Below are 21174 nucleotides of genomic sequence, written 5' to 3' on the forward strand. Positions count from 1 at the left end.
GGAAACCTCATACAAAAAGCAGCTTCTAAAATCTTTATAACAAAAAAGAACCTTATCTAAGATAAAGTTCTTTTCTATTAGAAAAATCTATAAATAAGGTTTAATTAATGATTATTTTCTGAGTAAACAGTTCTTTTTGATTTAATACGCTTTTTATTTTTAGTATATAAATGCCAGGCATTTTGATAAAAAACTTTTGTGTATTATTTGAAATAACTTCTGCATTTTGAATTAATCTGCCTGACATGTCATAAATAAATAGTTGAGCATCTTCTTTTAACTGACCAGTTAGTAAAGAAACATCTCCGGTTGAAGGAATTGGCCAAACTTTAAAATCCGTTTCATTTCCTTTTACAAACTTTATAGAAGAATAAGCCGTTTCACCATTTTTATCTTTTTGGATAAGTTGATAATAGGTATCGGTAACATGATCATTTTGATCTATAAAATCATAACTTATTGGCTTATTACTTTGTCCTTGAAGCGCTTTAGAATTTATTCTTACACCTAGGTTTTTGAAGTTTTCGCCATCATCTGACCTTAAAACTTCAAAATGACTATTATTAACTTCTTGAACGGTTTTCCATTTTAAAATAACTTCTTTAGTGTTTTTTCTGGATGCTTCAAAAGAAACAATGGTAACAGGCAATGTTAAAGTAGCACCACTAACTATATTAACTTTCCTTGTCATTGAATGTCCGTTAGCATCTGTAACGGTAAAATTAAATGCGGCTAAACCATTAGTTGAAGGTGTAAATGTTACTATACCATTGCTTTGGATTGCACTTCCATTACTAAGATTTGAAATTGTATATACTGGTGCATTAGTAAAGCCTTTAGACAATTCTTTAATATCAATACTTATTGCTTGTGAAGTTATGGCGCTGTAATGTGGTTCTGCCATCCAATTTAAATAATCTTCCAGATTGGTGAAACCATCTTTATCATTATCAGCATTAGCATCAGAAAAATCACCAACAGAAGAGTTTATATTTAGATTATGGATTGTTTCCCACCAATCTGGTAAACCATCTTTATCTGTATCCCAATTAGCTGCTCTGTAAACTTCTGGGTATGATTCATAACCGCCAGAATCAATCTCAGAATCTGGAAATCCTTTTTTACCTGATATGCTTCCTGTTACAGAGTAAGTACCATTTAAGGTTTCTGTTACCATTCTGGTATCATGTAAATCAAAAACAGGCTGATTTGCTCCAACATCAGATAAAACCATTTTATAAGCATGAAAAGCAGTTTGGGTGGTTACAGGTACGCTAAAAAATGGTTGATCTAAAAATGGCTCATAAGTTTTGGTTGCTCCATTAGTGTAAACAGCTCTTCTTCCATTAACTTGTGTAGTTTCATCAAACCTACCTGGCATTACATTTCCATTGAAATAATATTGTTGAGTACCCAAGCCAATGTTTTCGTACTGTGCTGTTAAAGCGTAAAAAAGAGTTGTACCTGCACCTGGTTTATAATAATTATTTACAAAGTTTACTTGATTTGCACCACCATCAGTAGCTCTATTTCCCCAATTATAAACCACATTATTTCTGATATCTAATTTGCCAGCTAGATATCCATTGTTATCTAAACCTCCGCCCAAACTCCAATTACGTCCATAACAATGTGCTAATAAGTTATGATGAAAGCTCCCTTTGTTTCCACCAATAGTTGCGGCATAGCCATGCTCTGTACCTACTGGATAGTTTTGGTGACCAGCTATATTGAGAGCTTCTGAAATAAGTGTTCTTTGTAAAGTGATGTTCTTAGCATTTCTAGAGCTAAATGCTTCATCTATAGTCCAACTGATAGAGCAATGATCCATGATACTATGATCTCCGGTTAGTCCCATTCCATCTGCTGTTGGGCCAGAGCCTAATCTTAACCTCATATTTCTGATAATGGCATCATTAGCACCAAAACCAAAAGGAGATTTACGTAAACAGATACCTTTACCAGGAGCTGTTTGACCTGCTATGGTAACATAAGGACTGCTTAGTGTTAATCTTGATAGTAACTGAATAACACCACCTACATTAAAAACTATTGTTCTAGGACCAATATCATTGGTAATAGCTTCTCTTAAACTACCAGGGCCACTATCGTTAAGGTTGGTAACATAAACAACTTTACCACCTCTGCCGCCTCTTGCATACCTACCAAAACCTTCTGCACCAGGAAATGCTAATTGCCCTGGTCTAAAATACCAAACTCGCCCTTTTTCTGTTCTACCTGAAAATACTTCATCTACTCGCCAGTAATAAGTATCTCCGGTATAAAGATTTGCAGCATTATAACTGTTAGCTGTAAAATTACCTTTGAATAAAGGAGAAGAACGATCTGCTGAAAATACAGCTTGCTCACTAGTACCGAAATAAACATCGTGAGACAAAGCACCAGAAGCGGCTGTCCAGCTTAAGTTAGTTGCACCGCCTATCAATTCTACATGTTCATCAGCATTGTAAGGTATAGGATCTTTTGCCTGACTTCCCATATCTCCTAAGTTTATCCCAAATGCGTTGATAAAAACATTTTTGTAAAGAGCTGGAGTATTTACCTCTGCCTCAAACCTGATAACGATATCTTTATTTTCCTGAGCTTCTAGATTTAAATAAACAAATGTTGCAGTAGAATTTGTTGCTCTTACCATTGGGTGTACGTTATCAGCTACTAGAATATCATTAAGATAAACATCAACCGGACTAACATCATTAGCTAGATAACCGTCTACCGCATTTAAGTATACCAATAAATTGTGTGCGCCTGCTGCCAAACCACTAATTCTCAATTCAATTTTCCCGCCGTTATTGCCATCTTTCACAGTAACACCATCAGAGACTAATTGCGCCCCTAAAGTTGTAGCCCCTGCTTTATACCAATTGGTTGTAAGACTTGTGCCTTGTGAACCTATGCGCTTAAATCTTATTTTAATACCTTGGGTGGTTAAGCTATCTGCTTCGGCAGTTGGAATGCGCCACGGAGTATACCCATTTTCTGTGTTCTGATCGTCTCTTCCACTAAAATGGTTTAAGTCTACTTTGATAATGGGGGTTTGGGCTAATGTAATTGTGATACTAAGGTTTAAAATAGTAAATACTAATTGAGGTAATAGTCTTCTCATATATAAAGAAACGTAATGGTTTATAACAATAGTCAGTTTAACAAAATTACGCTAACAATCAACATAATATTATACTATATTATCACAATAGTATAGTTTATTAGCATACAATTAATAGGTTAAATAATAAAATGATTCGTTAAAAATTCACCATTTGCTATCATTTATAGAATATCATTAGCTAAAAGTTTAAATCTGATTAAAAAACACCCTCTTTACTCTAGTTTTGAAGACTTTTAACAAAAAATGACAACATCATACATAATATAGAAAAAATCATACAAGAATAACGCTAAATCAGGCTTTAGATTTGGTTAGATTATAAACTCATATAAACCTTTTAATTAATTCATTATGAAAAGAAAATTACTTAATATTTTTCACTTAGCTTTCTTTGGACTTTATTCTTTAAATCAAGCTTCTGCTCAGGAATTTGATTATAATTCAGGACTTATATCAGATACAGAAGTTAAAGCTACTTTAACTAATGCGTCTAATCCAGGGATTACTCAAAATGGCATAAAATTAAGTTTTGATCCTGATGATTTATCCAATAGTAATAATAGTTTATCAGTTGGATTAGCAACAGGTGTAGGTGGAGCTACTTTTACGAGGATTCAATTCAACCACGCTACAAGAGGCTTTTTTATTTTAACATCACCGACTGCAATAAAAAGATTTGCGATACAATACAGAGGCGCTTCAGATTCAGGGACTGGAGCAATGATGATTACTTATGGTTCTTCAAAAACGGATCCTTTTATTAAAACACATACATTCCCAGCAGTTACAGGACTTGCGCCAGGTGTGATAAATTATATTAATTTTGCTCCCGAAGAAGATGTTAAATATATAAAGATTCAAAGGTCTGGCTCTCTCCAATCCCAACTTTTCCGTGTATCAGCTTCTACAACTAGTACAACTTTTACTTTACCATTAGATTTATTAGATTTCTCTGCAAAAGTAACACCTTCTGGAAACTCGGTTGATTTAAATTGGAGAACAACTAACGAAATAAGTACAAAAGAATTTATAATCGAAAGAAGAACTGAAGAAACTTCATTTAAAGAGGTTGGGAGAAAAAATAGTTATAACACTTACGGTATTCATAATTATAATTTTACAGATTATAATATATCATCTGGAAATATCTACTACCGATTAAAACAAATAGATCAAGATGGACAATTTAAATATAGTGATATTGTTACAGTAAAAGTAAAATCAAACTTAACATTAAGTGCGTTTCCAAACCCAACAACAGATGTATTAAATTTAGCTCATGCAACTGCAAAAAATGCCTCTGTAAGAATCCTAAATCTTAATGGGCAAACATTAATTATCAAATCATTAGACAATGGGTCTAGCTCTACATCAATAAATACAAGTTCGTTTAATTCTGGAATATATATATTAGTTTATAATAATAACGGAGAAGAATCTACTTTAAAGTTTATCAAAAAATAATTATTTATATTTCATTTTTCAAATAAAGAGCTACTCTAATCGGGGTGGCTTTTTTTATTATGTCTATCTTGTTATGAAAGTTGACTACTCAAAGTAATTACACTCTTAAAAATCCGTTAGGCACCAAAACAACAACAAACATCGTATCAGCATAGTTATAAAGAACTTCTCTTAGAAGTGCACTCAACTATAAAACAAGATACAACTATTTGAAATAAGATTTAATCAATAGATAATTCTAAAAAGGATAAAAGACATTTTATAGAGATAATCATCCTAATCATTATTTCAACCCGTATAATAGTAAAATCACTATTACACCAATCTTTAAACTATATGTACCTAGTTGCTCAAGCAAGTAATACTGCATCCTAACCTTTTAGCATCTTTAAAAGAACAGAAATTGTCTATCATATAGGTGATTAAAACAATAAAAATGATTTCATAAATTTTCTTGCCTCTTAATAATAATTTCTATTGTGTAGATAGAATAAATAACATTAATTAAAAGCAATTAGACAGCAAAAGAAAAGTGAGTATAAAAAAGAAGCCGCCTCATATAGAATGAAACGGCTCCTTAAAAAAAAATTATAGGTTTTTATCTATTTCTGAATCTTAACATCAATATTCATAAACCATCTATTTAAATAGTCTCTAGTAAAACCGTTTATATAAAGCACCCCATATTTACCTTCTTGTGTACGGAAATAGAGAATACTACCAGTAGCTATATTGGTTACTGAGGTTCTATTTAAGGCAGAAGCTAATTTTACAGCTTCTGTTTGTATACTCAACCCAGAAGTTAACGTATTATCAAATATAGTTTTCGCATTAGCCGTTATTCCTTGTGTAAATACGGTTGTTCTTTTAGTCCAGTCAGTAAAATCATACTTACCAGCCATAGGATTAGTAGTAGGTGTATTGGGTGTATATAAATTAAGACTAGGAACTACGTTAGGAGCAACCGGAGGTAATATATAAATACCAAAATCAATTTTTGCTGAGTTATCTTTTCCATTAGCAAAATTAAAAGTCTCGCCAGTAGCTATAGAATAAAAACTAGCTGATGTAACATCAGGATTTTGACTTGTTGCATCTAAACTTGGTGCATATAAAAATCTGTTCGTGATGATGGTGTGATCATTACTAACGTTTATGTTTACATTTTTATAATCATCACCTAAAAAAACATTTAAAACATCTGTAGCATAAATCCTATATCTGTTTAATCCGTTACGGGTCATATTAATTCTAACAACACCTCTGTAATTATTCTTATTAGCATCTGGTAGCAATACGATATTTGTTCTTGTTGGCTGAGCATTTCCTGCAAATGTTTCAAAAACAACATTCCTCATATCCTTTTTAGATGTTAAGGTATAATCCATGTAAACATTATCTCCAGGATTAACTGTTCTTGTATCCGCTTCAGTAACTAATATCGGATTATTTACAACTTGACTACCAGAAGGATAAGCTATTGTAACTAATGAAGTAATATCGGCATTAGTATCGTCAATTACCTTTATATTATAAGTTACCGTTTGAGGATTTGCGCTCGAAAGAATTAAAACCCCAGAATTATAACTTTTAGTTTGAGCACTTGTTAATTGAATAGTTCTTGCTGGTGTTGTGCTCCCTACCTCTGTTAATTCTACTCTAGCCATATTCTTAGTACTGTTTGCACCAGATGTAGGTAAAGCGGCGGTAAACTCAACATAAACTTCACCTTGGTTTAGTGTGCTCTTATACTCTAATTCAACATCTGTTAACATGTTAAATATGTTAGGCACCTCTTTCTTACAAGATGTAAATACAGTAAGCAATGCTAGCATACTGCAAAATATTTTTAAGGCTTTATTATTTTTCATCTTATTATTATTAAAATTTAAAGAATACAATTGATTAATCTAGTGGATCAAATGTACCCCCAGCCCAACCTATTGTTGGTTGAATATTTACGCCACTGTATACAAAATCATTATGGAAAGTGTAGAAATAATGGAACTCTGGAACACTGTAAGGACGTGAAATTGGCTGAACTATAGAATAAGGTTTGAAATATGTTAAATAAGTAGCTTTATCTTCTATATTTAAATTATCTCTAAATCTTTGACCTGTAGTAGCATTTGTAATCGCTTCTAAAGTATTTTTTGTTGTGGTAGCATTACCTTGCAATTCAATAATCATTGCAGACATGGTACCTGTCAACAAATGCATTCTTCTCATTCTTCTTAAATCAGCATTACGTTTGTTTTCAAAAGCAAACTCTATAAAACGCTCATTAAAAATAAGATCACGCATTGCATCTATACCTGTTGCAGCTCCTAAACCGTAATCATTACCGGCAGCGCCTTGTTCTATTCCTGCTCTCATTCTAATTTGTCTTACTAAATCTTTGGCTAAAGTAATATTGCCTGTTTCATTTAAACATTCAGCATAGTTTAACATCACTTCAGCAAATCTCATTTCTATCCAGTCCATTCCGTTTCCGCCAAGATTACTAGTATATGGAATAGAACCTGAAGCTATACTTGGTATAGAAAATCTTTTACAATAAACACCCCATCCAGCACTCTCTTGTATGGCATTTACATAAGTCCATTGTCTACGATCTTTTTTACCACTTAATTCCCAAACACTACCATTATAAGCAAAGGTAGCCGTAAATCTAGGATCTCTATTTTGCCAAAACATAACAGGATCATAATTGTACGTCCCAGCTGTTGAAATTACATTACCATCTTTCATCGGATAAGCATCCATTAAATTTATTGTTGCTCTATAGCCTTGGTTTGGAGAAGCACCATTATTTTCTGAAACTGGACGACTTCTTCTTTCCGCGTCATGCCCTCTTCTCTCTATAGAACTGTTATATGGTCTCACTAAAATTACTTCAGGATTAGCAGTACCTTCTGTCTGGAAAAGAGTAGCATAATTACTGTGTAATCTGTTGCCAGCGGCTATACAAATATCATATGCTTCTTTATTAGCCTGTAAAGCTACATTCCATCTTTCTTGCTCATACGGATGCCTTGGATCATTTCTTGGATTAAACTGCGGGCTAGCCCAATATAATAAAGCTTTTGCTTTTAAACTTGCTGCTGCTGCCTTAGTGATTTTACCTCTACCTGTAGCATCGGGAAAAGTAATACCATCTAATAATACCATAGCAGAGTCTAAATCTCTTACTATAGTTTGAAAACACTCTTTAGCACTAGCTCTACCAGTTACCGTCAAATAATCAGGGCTTTGAGGCTCTAAAACAAGTGGGACGCCACCATATACTTTAGTTAACTCAAAATAAACCATGGCTCTTAAAGCATAGTATTGACCCAAATATTGTCTGTAAACAGATCTTGGTAAAGTACCTTCAGGAATATATTTTATAGCATTATTACATCTAGCAATATCAAAATATTTATTACCTCCGGCATTACCTGTGTAAAGGTTACCCGTAAAGAAAACACTATGGTTATCTAAGGGTTCGCCCATACCAAGAGCTCTAGCTGCCCAAGAATCTGCATTTGGAAAAAAACTCTCATCACTTGCAAAGTGTATACCGTATCTACCTTGCATATTGTTAGTAGTATGATCTTGAAATAAGAACTGAGGCATAACTACATCATAAGCTCTATTTAAGTGTAACTGTATGGTACCTTCGGTGCTCCATAAATCCGGACCAACTCCACCTCTATCTTTTAATTCAAAAAATTCATCTTTATTAACACAAGATACTATTATAGAAGTGCTGATTAACAAAGCAAACATTGCTTTTACTTTAATCATATTTTTTTTATTAATCATAACTTTAATTTTACAAACTTAAACTTAAACCAAAAGATATAGTTCTGATTGTTGGATAATCATATGCACTTGAGGTATATGGATCTTTATAGGGGAAAGGATTAACCAATGTCCATAAATTATTACCCGTTGCTAAAAGTTTTGCATTTGACAAACCTAATTTGCTAGCATATTTAGCAGGTACTTTATAACTTAATGTCATATTGTTTACCCTTATGGTAGTACCATCAACCGCCCAGAAATCTGAGTTTCTAGAGATTGAGGGATCATCAAATCTTGGAAATCTACCCTCCTGAGGATTTTCAGGTGTCCAACGGTCTGTCCAGATAGGGATAACATTTCTAGTTAAAGATGGTGCTGTTCTCGCTCTCGAATCAAAAAACACTTTACCTCCTAGTCTTGCAAAAATATTAGTGCTTAAGGCAAAATCCTTATAAGACAAGCCTATTGATAAACCTGTTGAGAAAAATGAATTTGTATTATCAAATAATGGAACCATATCATAATCGTTGATGATACCATCTCCATTAATATCTTCATAATTTAACCAGCCAGGTTGTGGTATAGCTGCATAAATTTTATAGTTAGGATTCTCTGCCATAAAAGCATCAACTTCTGCTTGAGTCCTAAACATACCTCTACTTCTTAACCCTATGTTAGAAGAATTATACTTTCTTGGGTCTGTTCCGAATTTATTTCCTAAATAGTTTCCTGAATTTAGATTAAGCTCTAATAAATCTCCAGCCGGATAAATGATTCTTTCTACTACTGAGTTTCCATAACCAAAATTCATACTGGTGTTAAGCTTTAGATCTTTGGTGATATTGGCTTTATAACCAATATTAAATTCTGAACCCCAATTGTGATATATACGATAGTTTACAATCGGACCTTGGAATCCTGAATATAATGGATACATTCTCTCGTTACCTCTATCAAATACATCATAACTGCGGTTTCTGAAAACCTCGATACCTAAATCTATCTTATTGTTAAGTAAAGACATCTCCATACCTAAGTTCATGGTCTCTTTTTTCTCCCACGTAATAAACACATTTGGGTAAATACTTGGATTTAAACCATTGGTATTGATGTTATCACCATACAAATAACCATTTGAGGTATCGATTGTGTAACGCTCTTGCCAAAATCTTGAACCTACTCTATCATCACCGGTAATACCATAATTAGCTTTAAACTTTAGGAAATTTATAAACGGCACATTGTCTTTAAAGAAATCTTCCTGACTAACAATCCAACCTAAACCTATACTTGGAGATAAGCCCCATCTGTTCCCTCTAGCGAAGTTTGATGAAGCATCTAACCTTACAACACCTTCTACTAAATATTTTTTATCAAAATCATAACTAAATCTTCCAAAAAAGGATCTTTTTGTTTCTTCAAGTATAGTATTGTTATCTATAACTAATTTGGTTGGATCAAACGCCCACCAATCATCTCTTTCAGGGATGATTTGGTTTGTCCATCTAACTCCTAAAACTTCACTATTACCTTCTGTTTGCTCACCACCAACCAAAGCACTGATGGTATGAGCTTTAAAGGTTTTGTTATAACTTAAAGTTAGAAACCCCTGATAACTATTTCTTTCGGTTAACCTAGGAGATATGGATGCATTAAGAGGTGTTATTGCAGCAAACTCATAATTAGGATTTGCAGAAGTGACTCCTGGCAATAATGTATTAGAATAAAGCGCCAAGTTATTACCAGTTCTCACAAAATCGTAAAGCTTGTATGGCGGCTGATAAATTCTATTGTTTTCTTTACTACCACCTTGAGAAATCTGAAATTTAGCAGATAAACCTTTTAAAAACTTCGGTTGATAATTAATACTTGCATTAATTCTATACCCTTGAGATTTGGTATTGTTATAATAACCAGAACGAAGTACGCCCAAAGGGTTTCTAGGAGTACCGTTGTTAATATTAACTGGTAAACCATTAATTTCTAAAGGTATCCATTGAGGCATGGAAATTATAGTTTCAAAAAAGTTTTGATCAGCATCAGAACTTGGGTTCTTGCTATTCAGCAATCTTTGATCTACGTTAAAGTTTAAATCAGCAGTAAGACCATCCGTAATTTTAGCGGTCATACCACTTCTAAAACCAAATCTATTTTGCTTTAAACCTTCATAATTTCCATCCTCGTTTTGAAAACTACCGCCTACAAAGAATGTAATTTTATCACTACCACCAGATATATTTAAATTATGACGCTGCATAACAGAGGCACTCCATAATTGGTCATACCAACTTTTGTAATTTAAATTCTTAATGGTTTCTAAATCAGCATCAGTAAAGAAATCACTTGCCCTGATACCTCCAGTGGTTGTACCTAACATTTTATAGCCATCATTTAATAAAGTAGCTAATTCTACTGCTGATAAAAATTCTGGCTCTTTAGCCGCATCATTAACCCCGTAATATCCATTATAGCTTATAGATGGCTTGCCTTGTTTTCCTCTTTTAGTAGTAACTAAAACAACTCCCTTTGCACCAGAAGCACCATAAATTGCTGCTGAAGCATCTTTCAAAATAGAAATATTTTCTACCATAGATGCATCAAGGTTTTCAAATACTTCTGGTGTTACTGTAATACCATCTATAATATATAAAGGCTCATCTGTAGTACCAAATCTTGCAGCTGTCTCTGAGTTGGTTGAACTTCTTATATTTAGGGTAATACGAGCTCCTGGTCTTCCAGAAACCTGACTAACGCCAACACCAGCAATTCTATTTCTTAATGCTCCAGCAATATTAGGAGCAGGAATATCTTGAATTTCTTGACCAGTAATAGTCGCTACAGAACCAACAATTTCAGAACGTTTTTTCTCGCCATAACCGGTATAAACAACTTCATTCATTAAATTAACGCTCTCTTGCATTACAACATTGAAGCTTATTCTACCGGCGGCCGGCACTTCCAAAGAGTTAAAACCAACAAAACTAAAAACTAAGGTTTCGTTACCGGTTGGTAAGTTTAATCTAAAAACACCGTTAACATCAGTACTGGTACCGGTATTAGTCCCTTTAATTTTTACAGCAACACCAGGTAATGGCTCTCCCTTACTGTCTTTTACCGTACCGGTAACATTTACCCAACGGGATGATGTGCTTATTGCCCCCGAATGAAGTGACAACCCGGCGTTTCGCTCTGCTGCCACACCAGAAGCTGGCAAAAACAAAGCTAGTAACAAAGGAGCGCAAGCTGCCCTTATCACGTTGCGTTTGTTTAGTGGCTTTTGTAAAGATAACTTCATAGTTCTTCTTGATTCAATTGGTTATTATTAGATTTTGGTTAGTTCTTTTTAGGCAATAAAGACTACCTGACAGTAAAATCGTATGATTACTGTTTCAAATAATTTTTATTACTTTTTTATCGGATTATATACCTATGAATTGTAGCTTATAATCTTCAAATACGTTATGATAATTTAGGTTATAAAATATTGGTTAAAACATTTATATATCAAATATAGGGGTCAAAAATACTGCTTTTGTATAGCATTTTTTCAAAATACTATAGCATATTATCATCCCTTATTTTTCTTTTCTTTAGCCTCTTTTATGCGTTGCTCCCACTCTTGTCCAGCTTTCTTCATGTCTATACCTTGAGCAGAAAGATAATTATTGATTTTACCTTTATATTTCCCAAACCAAGCATGCTTTTTCTCTGATGATGGCGCATCCATAGCATGCTCACGAGCTTCTGTTAAAAAAGCCTTGATTTTTGTACTTTGCTCTTCATTTAAATTTGGTAACATTTCATGATAACCTTTAAGGGTCAAAGGTAAAACACCATAAGTCATACCATCTTTAACTTGTTCTATTTGCCCATCATTAAGCTCTTTCTCTAAAGCCTTGATATAATTTTTATGGATTTTAGAAAGCTTTTGGTCTGCCTTTTCTTGATAAGCTTTAGATTGTTTTTCAAGTTCAACTTTCTGACTTTTTAAATTAGCCTTAAGTTTATTCATTGCATTGTTTCTTTCTTCGTGATGCTGATTGATAACTTGATATTGATTGGCTATAATAGCTGTCACTTTTTTGTACTGAGTGGAATCTGAAATACCTAATTGGGAGACAATTTTCTCTGCCCTTTTTTTAATAATCTCCTGATACGAAGTTTTATCTTGCTTACTACCTTGTGCTTTTACATAATTAAACCCTATCATCATAAGGAAAATAAAAAGCAATAATTTTAGAGAAGTAAATTTCATTTTTGGATTGATAAAAAAATATGATAATTGGCTACCTATAATGGTCTTACACAAAGTACATCAATAATAAAAAATGATTCATGCTTATTTTTATCAATTTTTTATAGGATATTATCATTAAAATTTTATGATTATTTACTTAATCATCTCCATCATTATCAACCTATTATAGTGCTGATGATCTCTATCATGAAGCTTTTAAATTTCAACCTAGAATTTTATTAAAAGAATGAGTTACTGCTCATTAGGATTCTTAAACTGTTTGGATAGTTTAATGAGTTGTAAAATTTGACCAATAATTTGGCTGTAGCTAAAGACTTAAGTCTCTAAACTTCAAAAAAACACCAATTTTTAGTATCTACATCCTCTCCGGAACATCAATACCTAATATACGCATTGCTTTTTTAAGGGTTAATGCCGTATGGTAAGAAAGAAACAATCTAAAGTTTTTGATATTTTCTTCTTCTACTTTTAAGATACTTTCTGTTTGGTAAAATTTATTGTAACTTTTTGCAAGCTCGTAAGCGTAATTGGCAATGGCTGCCGGGTTATAATCTCTGGCAGCTACGGATAATACTTGAGGGTAACGACTCAGTATCTGAATCAATTCAGATTCGGTTTCTTTTAAAGTATTGATGTCTTGGAAACCTGTTATAGCTTCGTTAAAATTAGCTTTATTTACTACAGAACGAATTCTGGCATGTGTATACTGGATAAAAGGCCCTGTATTTCCTTGAAAATCAATAGACTCCTTAGGGTCAAATAAAAGACGTTTCTTAGGCTCTACTTTTAGTAAAAAGTATTTTAGAGCCCCCATACCTATCATGTAGAATAGGTTAGCTTTTTCTTCTTCGCTAAAATGGTCTACCTTGCCTAAGGCTTCTGTTTTTTCTCTAGCGGTGTCTTCCATTTCTCGTATCAAGTCATCCGCATCAACCACAGTACCCTCTCTTGATTTCATTTTACCGCTAGGCAAATCTACCATGCCATAAGAAAGGTGGTACAAACCATCGGCCCAAGTTTTTCCTAGTTTACTTAAGATTAAGAATAGCACTTTAAAATGGTAATCTTGCTCATTACCAACCACATAAATAGATTTATCTACACCAAATTCATCGTATTTTAATTGTGCAGTTCCTAAATCTTGGGTAATGTAAACAGAAGTACCATCAGACCTACGCACCAATTTCTCATCTAAGCCATCATTGGTTAAATCTATCCATACAGAGCCATCTTCTTTTTGAAAGAAAACACCTTTAGCAAGACCTTCTTCTACAATATCTTTACCTAATAAATAGGTGTCAGACTCGTAGTAATATTTATCAAAATCTACCCCAAGTTTACGGTAAGTGCTATCAAAACCTTCGTAAACCCAGCCGTTCATGGTTTTCCATAAAGAGATTACGGCTTCATCTCCTTCTTCCCATTTCAAAAGCATAGCTTGGGCTTCCTTCATCAAAGGAGCTTCTTTTTTAGCTTCGTCTTCTGTTTTACCAGCATCTTTTAAAGCATCTATCTCTTTTTTATATTCTTTATCAAAAATAACATAGTATTTACCTACCAGATGATCGCCTTTTAAACCAGACGATTGTGGCGTTTCGCCAGCACCAAATTTTTGCCATGCCAACATAGATTTACAGATATGAATGCCCCTATCGTTAACCAAATTGGCTTTGGTAACCTCATAACCATTAACTTTTAAAAGCTCGGCAACGGCGTAACCCAAAAGATTATTTCTTACGTGTCCTAAGTGCAATGGCTTATTGGTGTTTGGCGATGAATATTCTACCATTACTTTTTTACCATTAGGAGAAACACTTCCAAAGCTTGAAGAAGCAATATCGTTTTGTAAAACATTTAACCAAAAAGCATCAGCCAAAACAATGTTTAAAAAGCCTTTTATCACATTAAAATCTGCAACTTCAGGGTAATTGTTTTTTAAATATTCTCCAATAACGGCTGCGGTTTGCTCTGGAGATTTTTTTGTTTGTCTTACAAAAGGGAAAACAACCAAAGTAAAATGACCTTCAAATTCTTTTTTAGTTTGCTCTAAAATAATCTGTTCTGTTGCAATTTCAATATCAAATAAAGCTTTAAAAGCTTGGCTTATGGCTGCTGGTAAAAAATTCATGAGGGCAAAAATAATCAAATATTAAATGTTAGCGAATTTAGGTCTTAAATCTTAGCCCAAATGATAAATATCATAGCCTATACCTTTTTATAAATTCATGCGTTTTCAATATTTTAATTAAATTTGAAAGATAGCGCATATTCATGCTAGCTATCATAAATCAGAAATGGCAAAAACAAAATACTATTTTAACACCCAAACCCTTAAATACGAAAAGGTAAGGCTTAGCCTTGGGATTAAAGTTTTAAAAGCCTTTGGTTTTATTTCTACTGCTTTGGTATTCTCTTTCATTATCATCGCCTTTGCTTATACTTTTTTTGATTCGCCAAAAGAAAAGCAATTGAAAAGAGAGATTAACCAATTAACCCTACAATACGAAATTTTACAAGATCGTTTAAAGCAATTGAATGCTGTTGTGGATGATTTGCAAGAGCGAGACGATAATATTTATCGTGTAATTTTTGAGGCCGAGCCAATACCTAAAGACGTTAGAAATGCTGGTTTTGGTGGGATAAACCGATATAAAAATCTGGAAAACTATGATTATGCCAACCTGATGATTGAGGCTACTAAAAAAGTAGACATTCTTTCTAAACAACTTTATGTACAATCTAAATCTTATGATGAATTGGCCAAAGCCGTAAACTCCAAAGAGAAAATGATGGCTTCTATACCGGCTGTACAACCTGTAGATAGCAGAAAACTAAGAGGTGCCATATCTGGTTTTGGGTATCGGATACATCCTATCTATAAAATTAGAAAAATGCATGAAGGTATGGATTTTACCGCCCCAATTGGTACGCCTATTTATGCCACTGGCGATGGTTATATTGCAGCCGTTGGTAATGAAAGAGGCTATGGTAATAGGGTTGTTATTAGTCATGGTTACGGCTACTCCACCAAATATGCACACATGAGCAGGTTTAAAGTTAAAAAAGGACAAAGAGTTAAACGTGGCGATGTTATTGGTTATGTTGGAAATACAGGCGCTTCTACCGGGCCACACTTACATTATGAAGTTTATAAAGGTGGTAAACCTATTAATCCTATTAATTTCTTCTTTAATGATTTAACACCATCAGAATATATGGCTATGTTAGAAGTAGCATCAAGAGAAAACCAATCTTTTGATTAATTTTGATTTTCATTTTATCAATATCATTAAAATGCCTTACAAAGAGAAAGAAATAAACAAGCTGTATTACCCAATAGGTGAAGTTGCAGATATGTTTCAGGTAAACACATCGATGATAAGATTCTACGAAAAAGAATTTGAGATACTGCAACCTAAGAAAAACGCTAAGGGTAATCGCCTATTTAGACCAGAAGATATTGAGAACCTAAAAATAATTTTCCACCTGATTAAAGATAAAGGTTTTACCTTACAGGGAGCCAAAGACTATATGAAAGGCAATAGAAATGAAGTTGCTGAGAATCAAAAAATTATAGATTCTTTAGAAAAATTAAAAGCTTTTATGCTTAACCTTAATGAAGAGCTATAAAGCGGGTATGATTCTTGTTTATCATTCATCGTAAAAAAGCCCACGATGCAGAATATCTTGTTTATTATAAACCATAAAGCCGGTGATGATAAACCAACCAATCTTAAGGACACTATCGTTGATTTAAGTAAGCAATTAAACTACAAATTTCACATCTATTATTTAGGAGATAATCCCGAACAAGGTATTAAAAGTGCTATTCAGCAATATCAACCCACTACTGTGGCTGCTGCCGGAGGCGATGGAACCATAAATTTGGTAGCCAGTATCATTAAGAACAGTGCAATCAAATTATTAATTATCCCTAATGGCTCTGCCAATGGTATGGCTAAAGAATTTAATATGCCTGCTGCTGCGGATGAGTGCATAAAATTACTACAAACCGGAAAAACCGTTACCATTGATTTATTACTTATCAATCAAAATATATCGGCTCATTTAGCGGATGTTGGCCTTAATGCCAGAATAGTGAGAAGGTTTCAGTTAGATCGTAAGCGTGGACTTTTAACTTATGCCAAACATTTGTTTAACGAGATTTTCTTCATCAAATCCAAAACTTTTTTAATAGAGACTGAAGAAAAAACCAGAAAAGTAAAAGCTGTTTCTTTAACCTTTGCCAATGCTACCAAATATGGCACTGGCGCTGTTATTAATCCGGAAGGAAAACTAAACGATGGATTTTTTGAAATCTGTATTGTTAAACCTTTTGCCAAGATTCATTTATTCTCTATAGCTTTAAAAATGTTTAGAAACCGATTGAATTATTCGGCATACTTTGAAACCATTAGTTGTAAAAAAGCTATCATAAGGTGTAAAAGAAGAACACTTTTGCAAATAGATGGCGAAGTTATTGGCAGAACAAAAGAAATCAATTTAACTTGTTTGCCAGCTGCTTTACAGGTAATTATTCCTGCCCATTTAGACTATCCAACCTTGATAAACTAGTTCGCCCATAGGGTTATCTTTATCTGTTATTAAAACCTCTGTTTTAATTTTTAAGTTTTTATAGAGTTTAAGTTTAAAAAACCCCTTTCCAGATATACCAAACCTAGAATATTTACCATCTAAAACATAAGTAGCTTTTGATGCTGCGCCACTTACAATATAATGGTTGTGATATTTCTCTATGTATTGCAAATTATGTTCATGTCCGGCAGCATAAATTAAACCCGGATACTTTCTAAATATTTCTTTTAAACGTTTTCTTAAGATTTTAAACCTTGGATGGGCCAAATCTTCCCTCGCACCCACATATTTACGGTACAAAGGCAATAAAGAACCTACAAAAGGCAAAGGTAAATAGGCTTTCTTTTTATACAATGTAAACGGAAATAAATGATGTTTGAGTTTATATCTGCCACCATGTAAAGAATAGCTGTAAATAGGATAATGCCCTATGACTAAAATTTTCTTTGATTGATGTTTGCTTAAAAGCTCCTCTAGCTTATTAAAAAATTGTGCTTCGTTATCTACATCGCAGCCATATTGTTTACCAATAGGCCTCACTCCTTTTTGCACCCACCATTGCGTATTTATAGCAATAAGTACCAAATCATCATTTAAAACAACTTCCGACGGACCTGGACAACCCTGAGGTGGTAGGTAAGAAAATCTATCATCAAATAATTGATGTAAGTATTCTTCTTGCCGAAGTACAAAGGCTAAGCCATTAGCTTTTCCCTTGTTCCAATCGTGGTTACCCGATATAAAAATCACCCTGCCTTTAAAATCTTTTAAAGCTTCATGGTGTTTTTTAAGAACTGTTTCTGCATCTTCTCTTAAAATAGTATCCAAAGCTGGCAAACCATTGGGGTAAATATTATCTCCTAAAAAAATTACCGCAGAATTTTCATGTACTGGCAAATGATTTTTCAGCAATTCTAAAGCCTCATCAGGTTTATTTCTATTGATATTGCCAGAATCGCCAATTAAGAGTACCTCGAATGTTAAATTATTATTAATCATTTAAAAATTTTTATCCTTATCAGGATTTTTTTCACTTATTTATCAGCTTTTTACTATTTTCAATCCATCAACTTAATATGGATGATAAAATTTTACACCATTCTCATTTTTATACTTTGTTCTAAAACGGTTTTTACCCAAACCTTAAACGGTCCGCGTATACAAGCTATGGGTAATGCCGGCGTTGCTATTCAGGATATTTGGACACTTAAAAACAATGCAGCAGGTATTACATCTCTTGAAAATATAACTTTTGCCCTTGCTTATGAGAACAGATTTTCTGTAAAAGAACTCAGCACTAAATCTGCCGCTATCGCAATACCTTTAAAAAAATACACTTTAGGCGCATCTTTTCAGTCTTATGGCTCTCCTGTATATCAAGAGCTAAAATCGAGCCTTAGTTTTGCCAAAGCTTTCGGAGAAAATTTCTCTACAGCTTTAACGCTTAACTATCATCAATTAAGTATCCAAAATTACGGTAATACCAATACTTTTAGCTTTCAAGTTGGTTTTCAATATCAAATTTTTAAAAATTTTTGGATAGCAGCTCATGCAGCAAATCCTAACAAAAGCCAATATACAGAAACAGAAAGTAACACACTGCCTGCTTTATATCAAATTGGTGCTAGTTATACTTTTTCAGATAAATTGTTGCTAACATCAGAAGTAGAAAAGGTTTTGAATGGAAAATTAGATTTTAAAACTGGTTTAGAATATAAAATTGCTCCTTTCTTAGCTTTAAGAGGCGGCACTTCTGTTAATACTTTCCAGCAGTTTGGAGGTTTCGGAATTCTTTATCAAAAGATAAATCTTGATTTCGCTATTAGCTCTCATCCTGTACTAGGTTATTCACCTCAAATTGCCGTTGGATATGCTTTCTAAAATTAAATTTTTATTTCTTTCGGGATTTCTTTTCTTAAGTATGGGAGTTCAGGCACAGCAGTCTAACGATCCTATTATTGAATATATTTTAGAAGTAATAGCCGAAAATCAATCAGAAGATTTTGATTATACCGAACTTGTTGAACGCCTAAATTTCTATCGCAGAAACCCATTAAACCTTAATAAAGCCAGCAGAGACGAGTTGCAAGAATTGGTATTTTTAAACCCGTTACAAATAAGTAATTTACTAGATCATATTGCAGTAAATGGTAAACTGATAGATGTTTTAGAACTTCAAAGTATTGATGGTTTTGATTTACAAACCATTAGAACTTTACTAAACTTTAGCAATATTAATTCGCCTACAGGCTTTGAAAACTTCAGTTGGAGAAACTTAAAAAAAGAAGGTAGAAGCGATTTAATTGTAAGATACGGTCGCATTTTAGAAGAACAAGCAGGTTTTAATATCACGGAAGAATCAGGTAGATCACGTTATTTAGGAACACCAGACCGGGTTTTTACGCGTTACAGATTTAACTACCTTAATAACCTACAGTTTTCTTTAAATATGGATAAAGATGCTGGCGAGCAATTTTGGACTACCCAAAATCGTACGCTGGGGCCAGATTTTGTCTCTGCTAGTTTATATGTTAAAGATGTATCTAGATTTAAAAAAATAGTTTTAGGCGATTTCTCTTTACAATTTGGACAAGGCTTAACTTTATGGAGCGGTTTAAGCTTTGGTAAGGGTGCCGATTTATTTTCTATCGCTAAACAAGATTTAGGCTTAAGACCTTATACCTCTATTAATGAGTTTTCTTTTTTTAGAGGCTTTGCTACCCAAATAAATTTCGGAAAATTTGATTTTACACCTTTTATCTCTTTCAGAAGGTTAGATGCCGGAAGCAGCTTAAATGCAGCCACCAATTTATCAGAAATAACATCTTTACAAATAAGTGGTTTACACCGTACTCCAAACGAGTTAGCCAATAAAAACCGAATAGGACAATTTGTATTAGGAGGCAATTTACAATACAACCATCGTAAATTATCGGTTGGTTTAACGGCTTATCAATCTAACTACAGCGAGAATTTCGCACCCGGAAATGCTGTTTACAATCAATTTGAGTTTACAGGAAGAAAACTTACCAATTTAGGCGCAAACTATAGTTATACGGTAAATAATATTTATTTATTTGGCGAACTTGCCCATAGTGTAAACTCGGGTATAGCTTTTATTAATGGAGCCATTGCTAGTTTAACACCACAAATTTCTGCTTTGGTTTTCCATAGAAATTACCAGAAAGACTATTACTCTTATTTTAACCAAGGGATTAGCGAAGGTAGTTTAGCCTTTAATGAACGAGGATTTTTTGGAGGTTTACAGTTTAAATCTGGTAAAAAATATGAATTTAACGTCTATACAGATTTATTTAAATTCCCTTGGTTAAGATTTAGGGTTGATGCTCCTTCTATAGGACACGAGCTTTTTAGCCAGTTTACTTATACGCCAAAAAGAACCACTAAATTTATTCTGAGATATAGAATAGAAGAAAAACAACAAAATATTTCTGGCGCCAGTACAGCTATCAATACTTTAGAAACTGTAAGACGGCAAAACTATCGCTTCGAAATTCAATATGCCCTTAACAAAAGTTTTAGCTTAAGAAACCGGGCAGAAGTAACACAGTTTAAGAGAGAAAGTACTCAAAATAATTATGGCTTATTGCTTTATCAGGATGTACTTTATAATCCACTAAGCTCTAAATTATCAGGAAATGCCAGGATAGCTTATTTCAATACCGAAGGTTTTGATACCAGAATATATGCCTATGAAAATGATGTATTATACGGTTTCTCTATCCCAGGCTTTCAAAATAAAGGATTTAGATTTTATCTAAACGGCAGATATACTTTAAAACGAGGTATTGATTTTTGGCTTAAATACAGCTTTACACATTATACAGATTTAGAGACCATTGGCTCTGGTTTAGACCAGATAGATGGGAATTTAAGATCAGAAATTAGAGCTCAAATAAGGTATCAATTTTAATAA

13 protein-coding genes are annotated in these 21174 nt (G+C 33.4%); 6 read left to right on the plus strand and 7 right to left on the minus strand.

Features of this window, described 5'->3' with window-relative positions; all coding sequences use genetic code 11:
• Positions 1-100 precede the first annotated feature (100 nt).
• Positions 101-3127, minus strand: coding sequence for a T9SS type A sorting domain-containing protein (locus tag B2745_RS15455; protein WP_304068492.1), 3027 nt, complete (start codon positions 3125-3127; stop codon positions 101-103).
• 354 nt (positions 3128-3481) lie between these two features.
• On the opposite strand from B2745_RS15455, the gene B2745_RS15460 reads away from it, so the two are divergent.
• Entirely contained in the window at positions 3482-4594 is a 1113-nt protein-coding gene (locus B2745_RS15460; RefSeq protein WP_304068495.1) for a T9SS type A sorting domain-containing protein, read from the plus strand.
• Between the two features lie 602 nt (positions 4595-5196).
• Here B2745_RS15460 and B2745_RS15465 read toward each other — a convergent pair.
• The 5 genes from B2745_RS15465 to argS all read right to left on the minus strand — a co-directional run bounded on the left by B2745_RS15465 (position 5197) and on the right by argS (position 14769).
• A complete protein-coding gene (locus B2745_RS15465) occupies positions 5197-6465 on the minus strand; it encodes a hypothetical protein (RefSeq protein ID WP_304068497.1) in 1269 nt (422 codons plus the stop codon).
• Positions 6466-6499: 34 nt separating this feature from the next.
• Complete coding sequence (locus B2745_RS15470) at positions 6500-8401, minus strand: RagB/SusD family nutrient uptake outer membrane protein (RefSeq protein ID WP_304068499.1); 1902 nt, start codon at positions 8399-8401, stop codon at positions 6500-6502.
• A gap of 10 nt (positions 8402-8411) precedes the next feature.
• Positions 8412-11678 (minus strand): SusC/RagA family TonB-linked outer membrane protein, encoded by a 3267-nt coding sequence (locus B2745_RS15475; RefSeq protein ID WP_304068502.1) that lies wholly within the window; start codon positions 11676-11678, stop codon positions 8412-8414.
• 273 nt (positions 11679-11951) lie between these two features.
• Positions 11952-12638, minus strand: coding sequence for a DUF3826 domain-containing protein (locus tag B2745_RS15480; protein WP_304068505.1), 687 nt, complete (start codon positions 12636-12638; stop codon positions 11952-11954).
• 358 nt (positions 12639-12996) lie between these two features.
• Positions 12997-14769 (minus strand): arginine--tRNA ligase, encoded by a 1773-nt coding sequence (gene argS, locus B2745_RS15485; protein ID WP_304068507.1) that lies wholly within the window; start codon positions 14767-14769, stop codon positions 12997-12999.
• 166 nt (positions 14770-14935) lie between these two features.
• Here argS and B2745_RS15490 point away from each other — a divergent pair, with 166 nt between their 5' ends.
• From B2745_RS15490 to B2745_RS15500, 3 genes are read left to right on the plus strand one after another with little or no spacing between them, the layout of a single operon-like run.
• Positions 14936-15904: a M23 family metallopeptidase gene (locus tag B2745_RS15490; RefSeq protein WP_026903121.1), complete on the plus strand. Its 969-nt coding sequence runs from the start codon at positions 14936-14938 to the stop codon at positions 15902-15904.
• 31 nt (positions 15905-15935) lie between these two features.
• Positions 15936-16271, plus strand: a complete 336-nt coding sequence (locus B2745_RS15495) for a MerR family transcriptional regulator (RefSeq protein WP_039453233.1) — start codon at positions 15936-15938, stop codon at positions 16269-16271.
• Between the two features lie 45 nt (positions 16272-16316).
• The gene (locus B2745_RS15500) at positions 16317-17216 is read left to right on the plus strand and encodes a diacylglycerol/lipid kinase family protein (RefSeq protein ID WP_304068510.1); all 900 of its coding nucleotides are present in this window, start codon (positions 16317-16319) and stop codon (positions 17214-17216) included.
• Here the strand turns inward: B2745_RS15500 and B2745_RS15505 are convergent.
• On the minus strand, positions 17190-18236 hold the full coding sequence (locus tag B2745_RS15505; RefSeq protein ID WP_304068513.1) for a metallophosphoesterase: 1047 nt from the start codon (positions 18234-18236) through the stop codon (positions 17190-17192). The two genes, B2745_RS15500 and B2745_RS15505, sit on opposite strands and share 27 nt — an antisense overlap.
• Positions 18237-18317: 81 nt before the next feature.
• Between B2745_RS15505 and B2745_RS15510 the strand changes: the two genes are divergently transcribed.
• Both B2745_RS15510 and B2745_RS15515 read left to right on the plus strand, forming a co-directional pair.
• The gene (locus B2745_RS15510) at positions 18318-19118 is read left to right on the plus strand and encodes a hypothetical protein (protein ID WP_304068515.1); all 801 of its coding nucleotides are present in this window, start codon (positions 18318-18320) and stop codon (positions 19116-19118) included.
• 40 nt (positions 19119-19158) lie between these two features.
• Positions 19159-21171, plus strand: coding sequence for a hypothetical protein (locus tag B2745_RS15515; RefSeq protein WP_304068517.1), 2013 nt, complete (start codon positions 19159-19161; stop codon positions 21169-21171).
• Positions 21172-21174: the final 3 nt, after the last annotated feature.

It is taken from the genome of Pedobacter glucosidilyticus (genome assembly GCF_002483235.1).
Lineage (GTDB): Bacteria > Bacteroidota > Bacteroidia > Sphingobacteriales > Sphingobacteriaceae > Pseudopedobacter > Pseudopedobacter glucosidilyticum_B.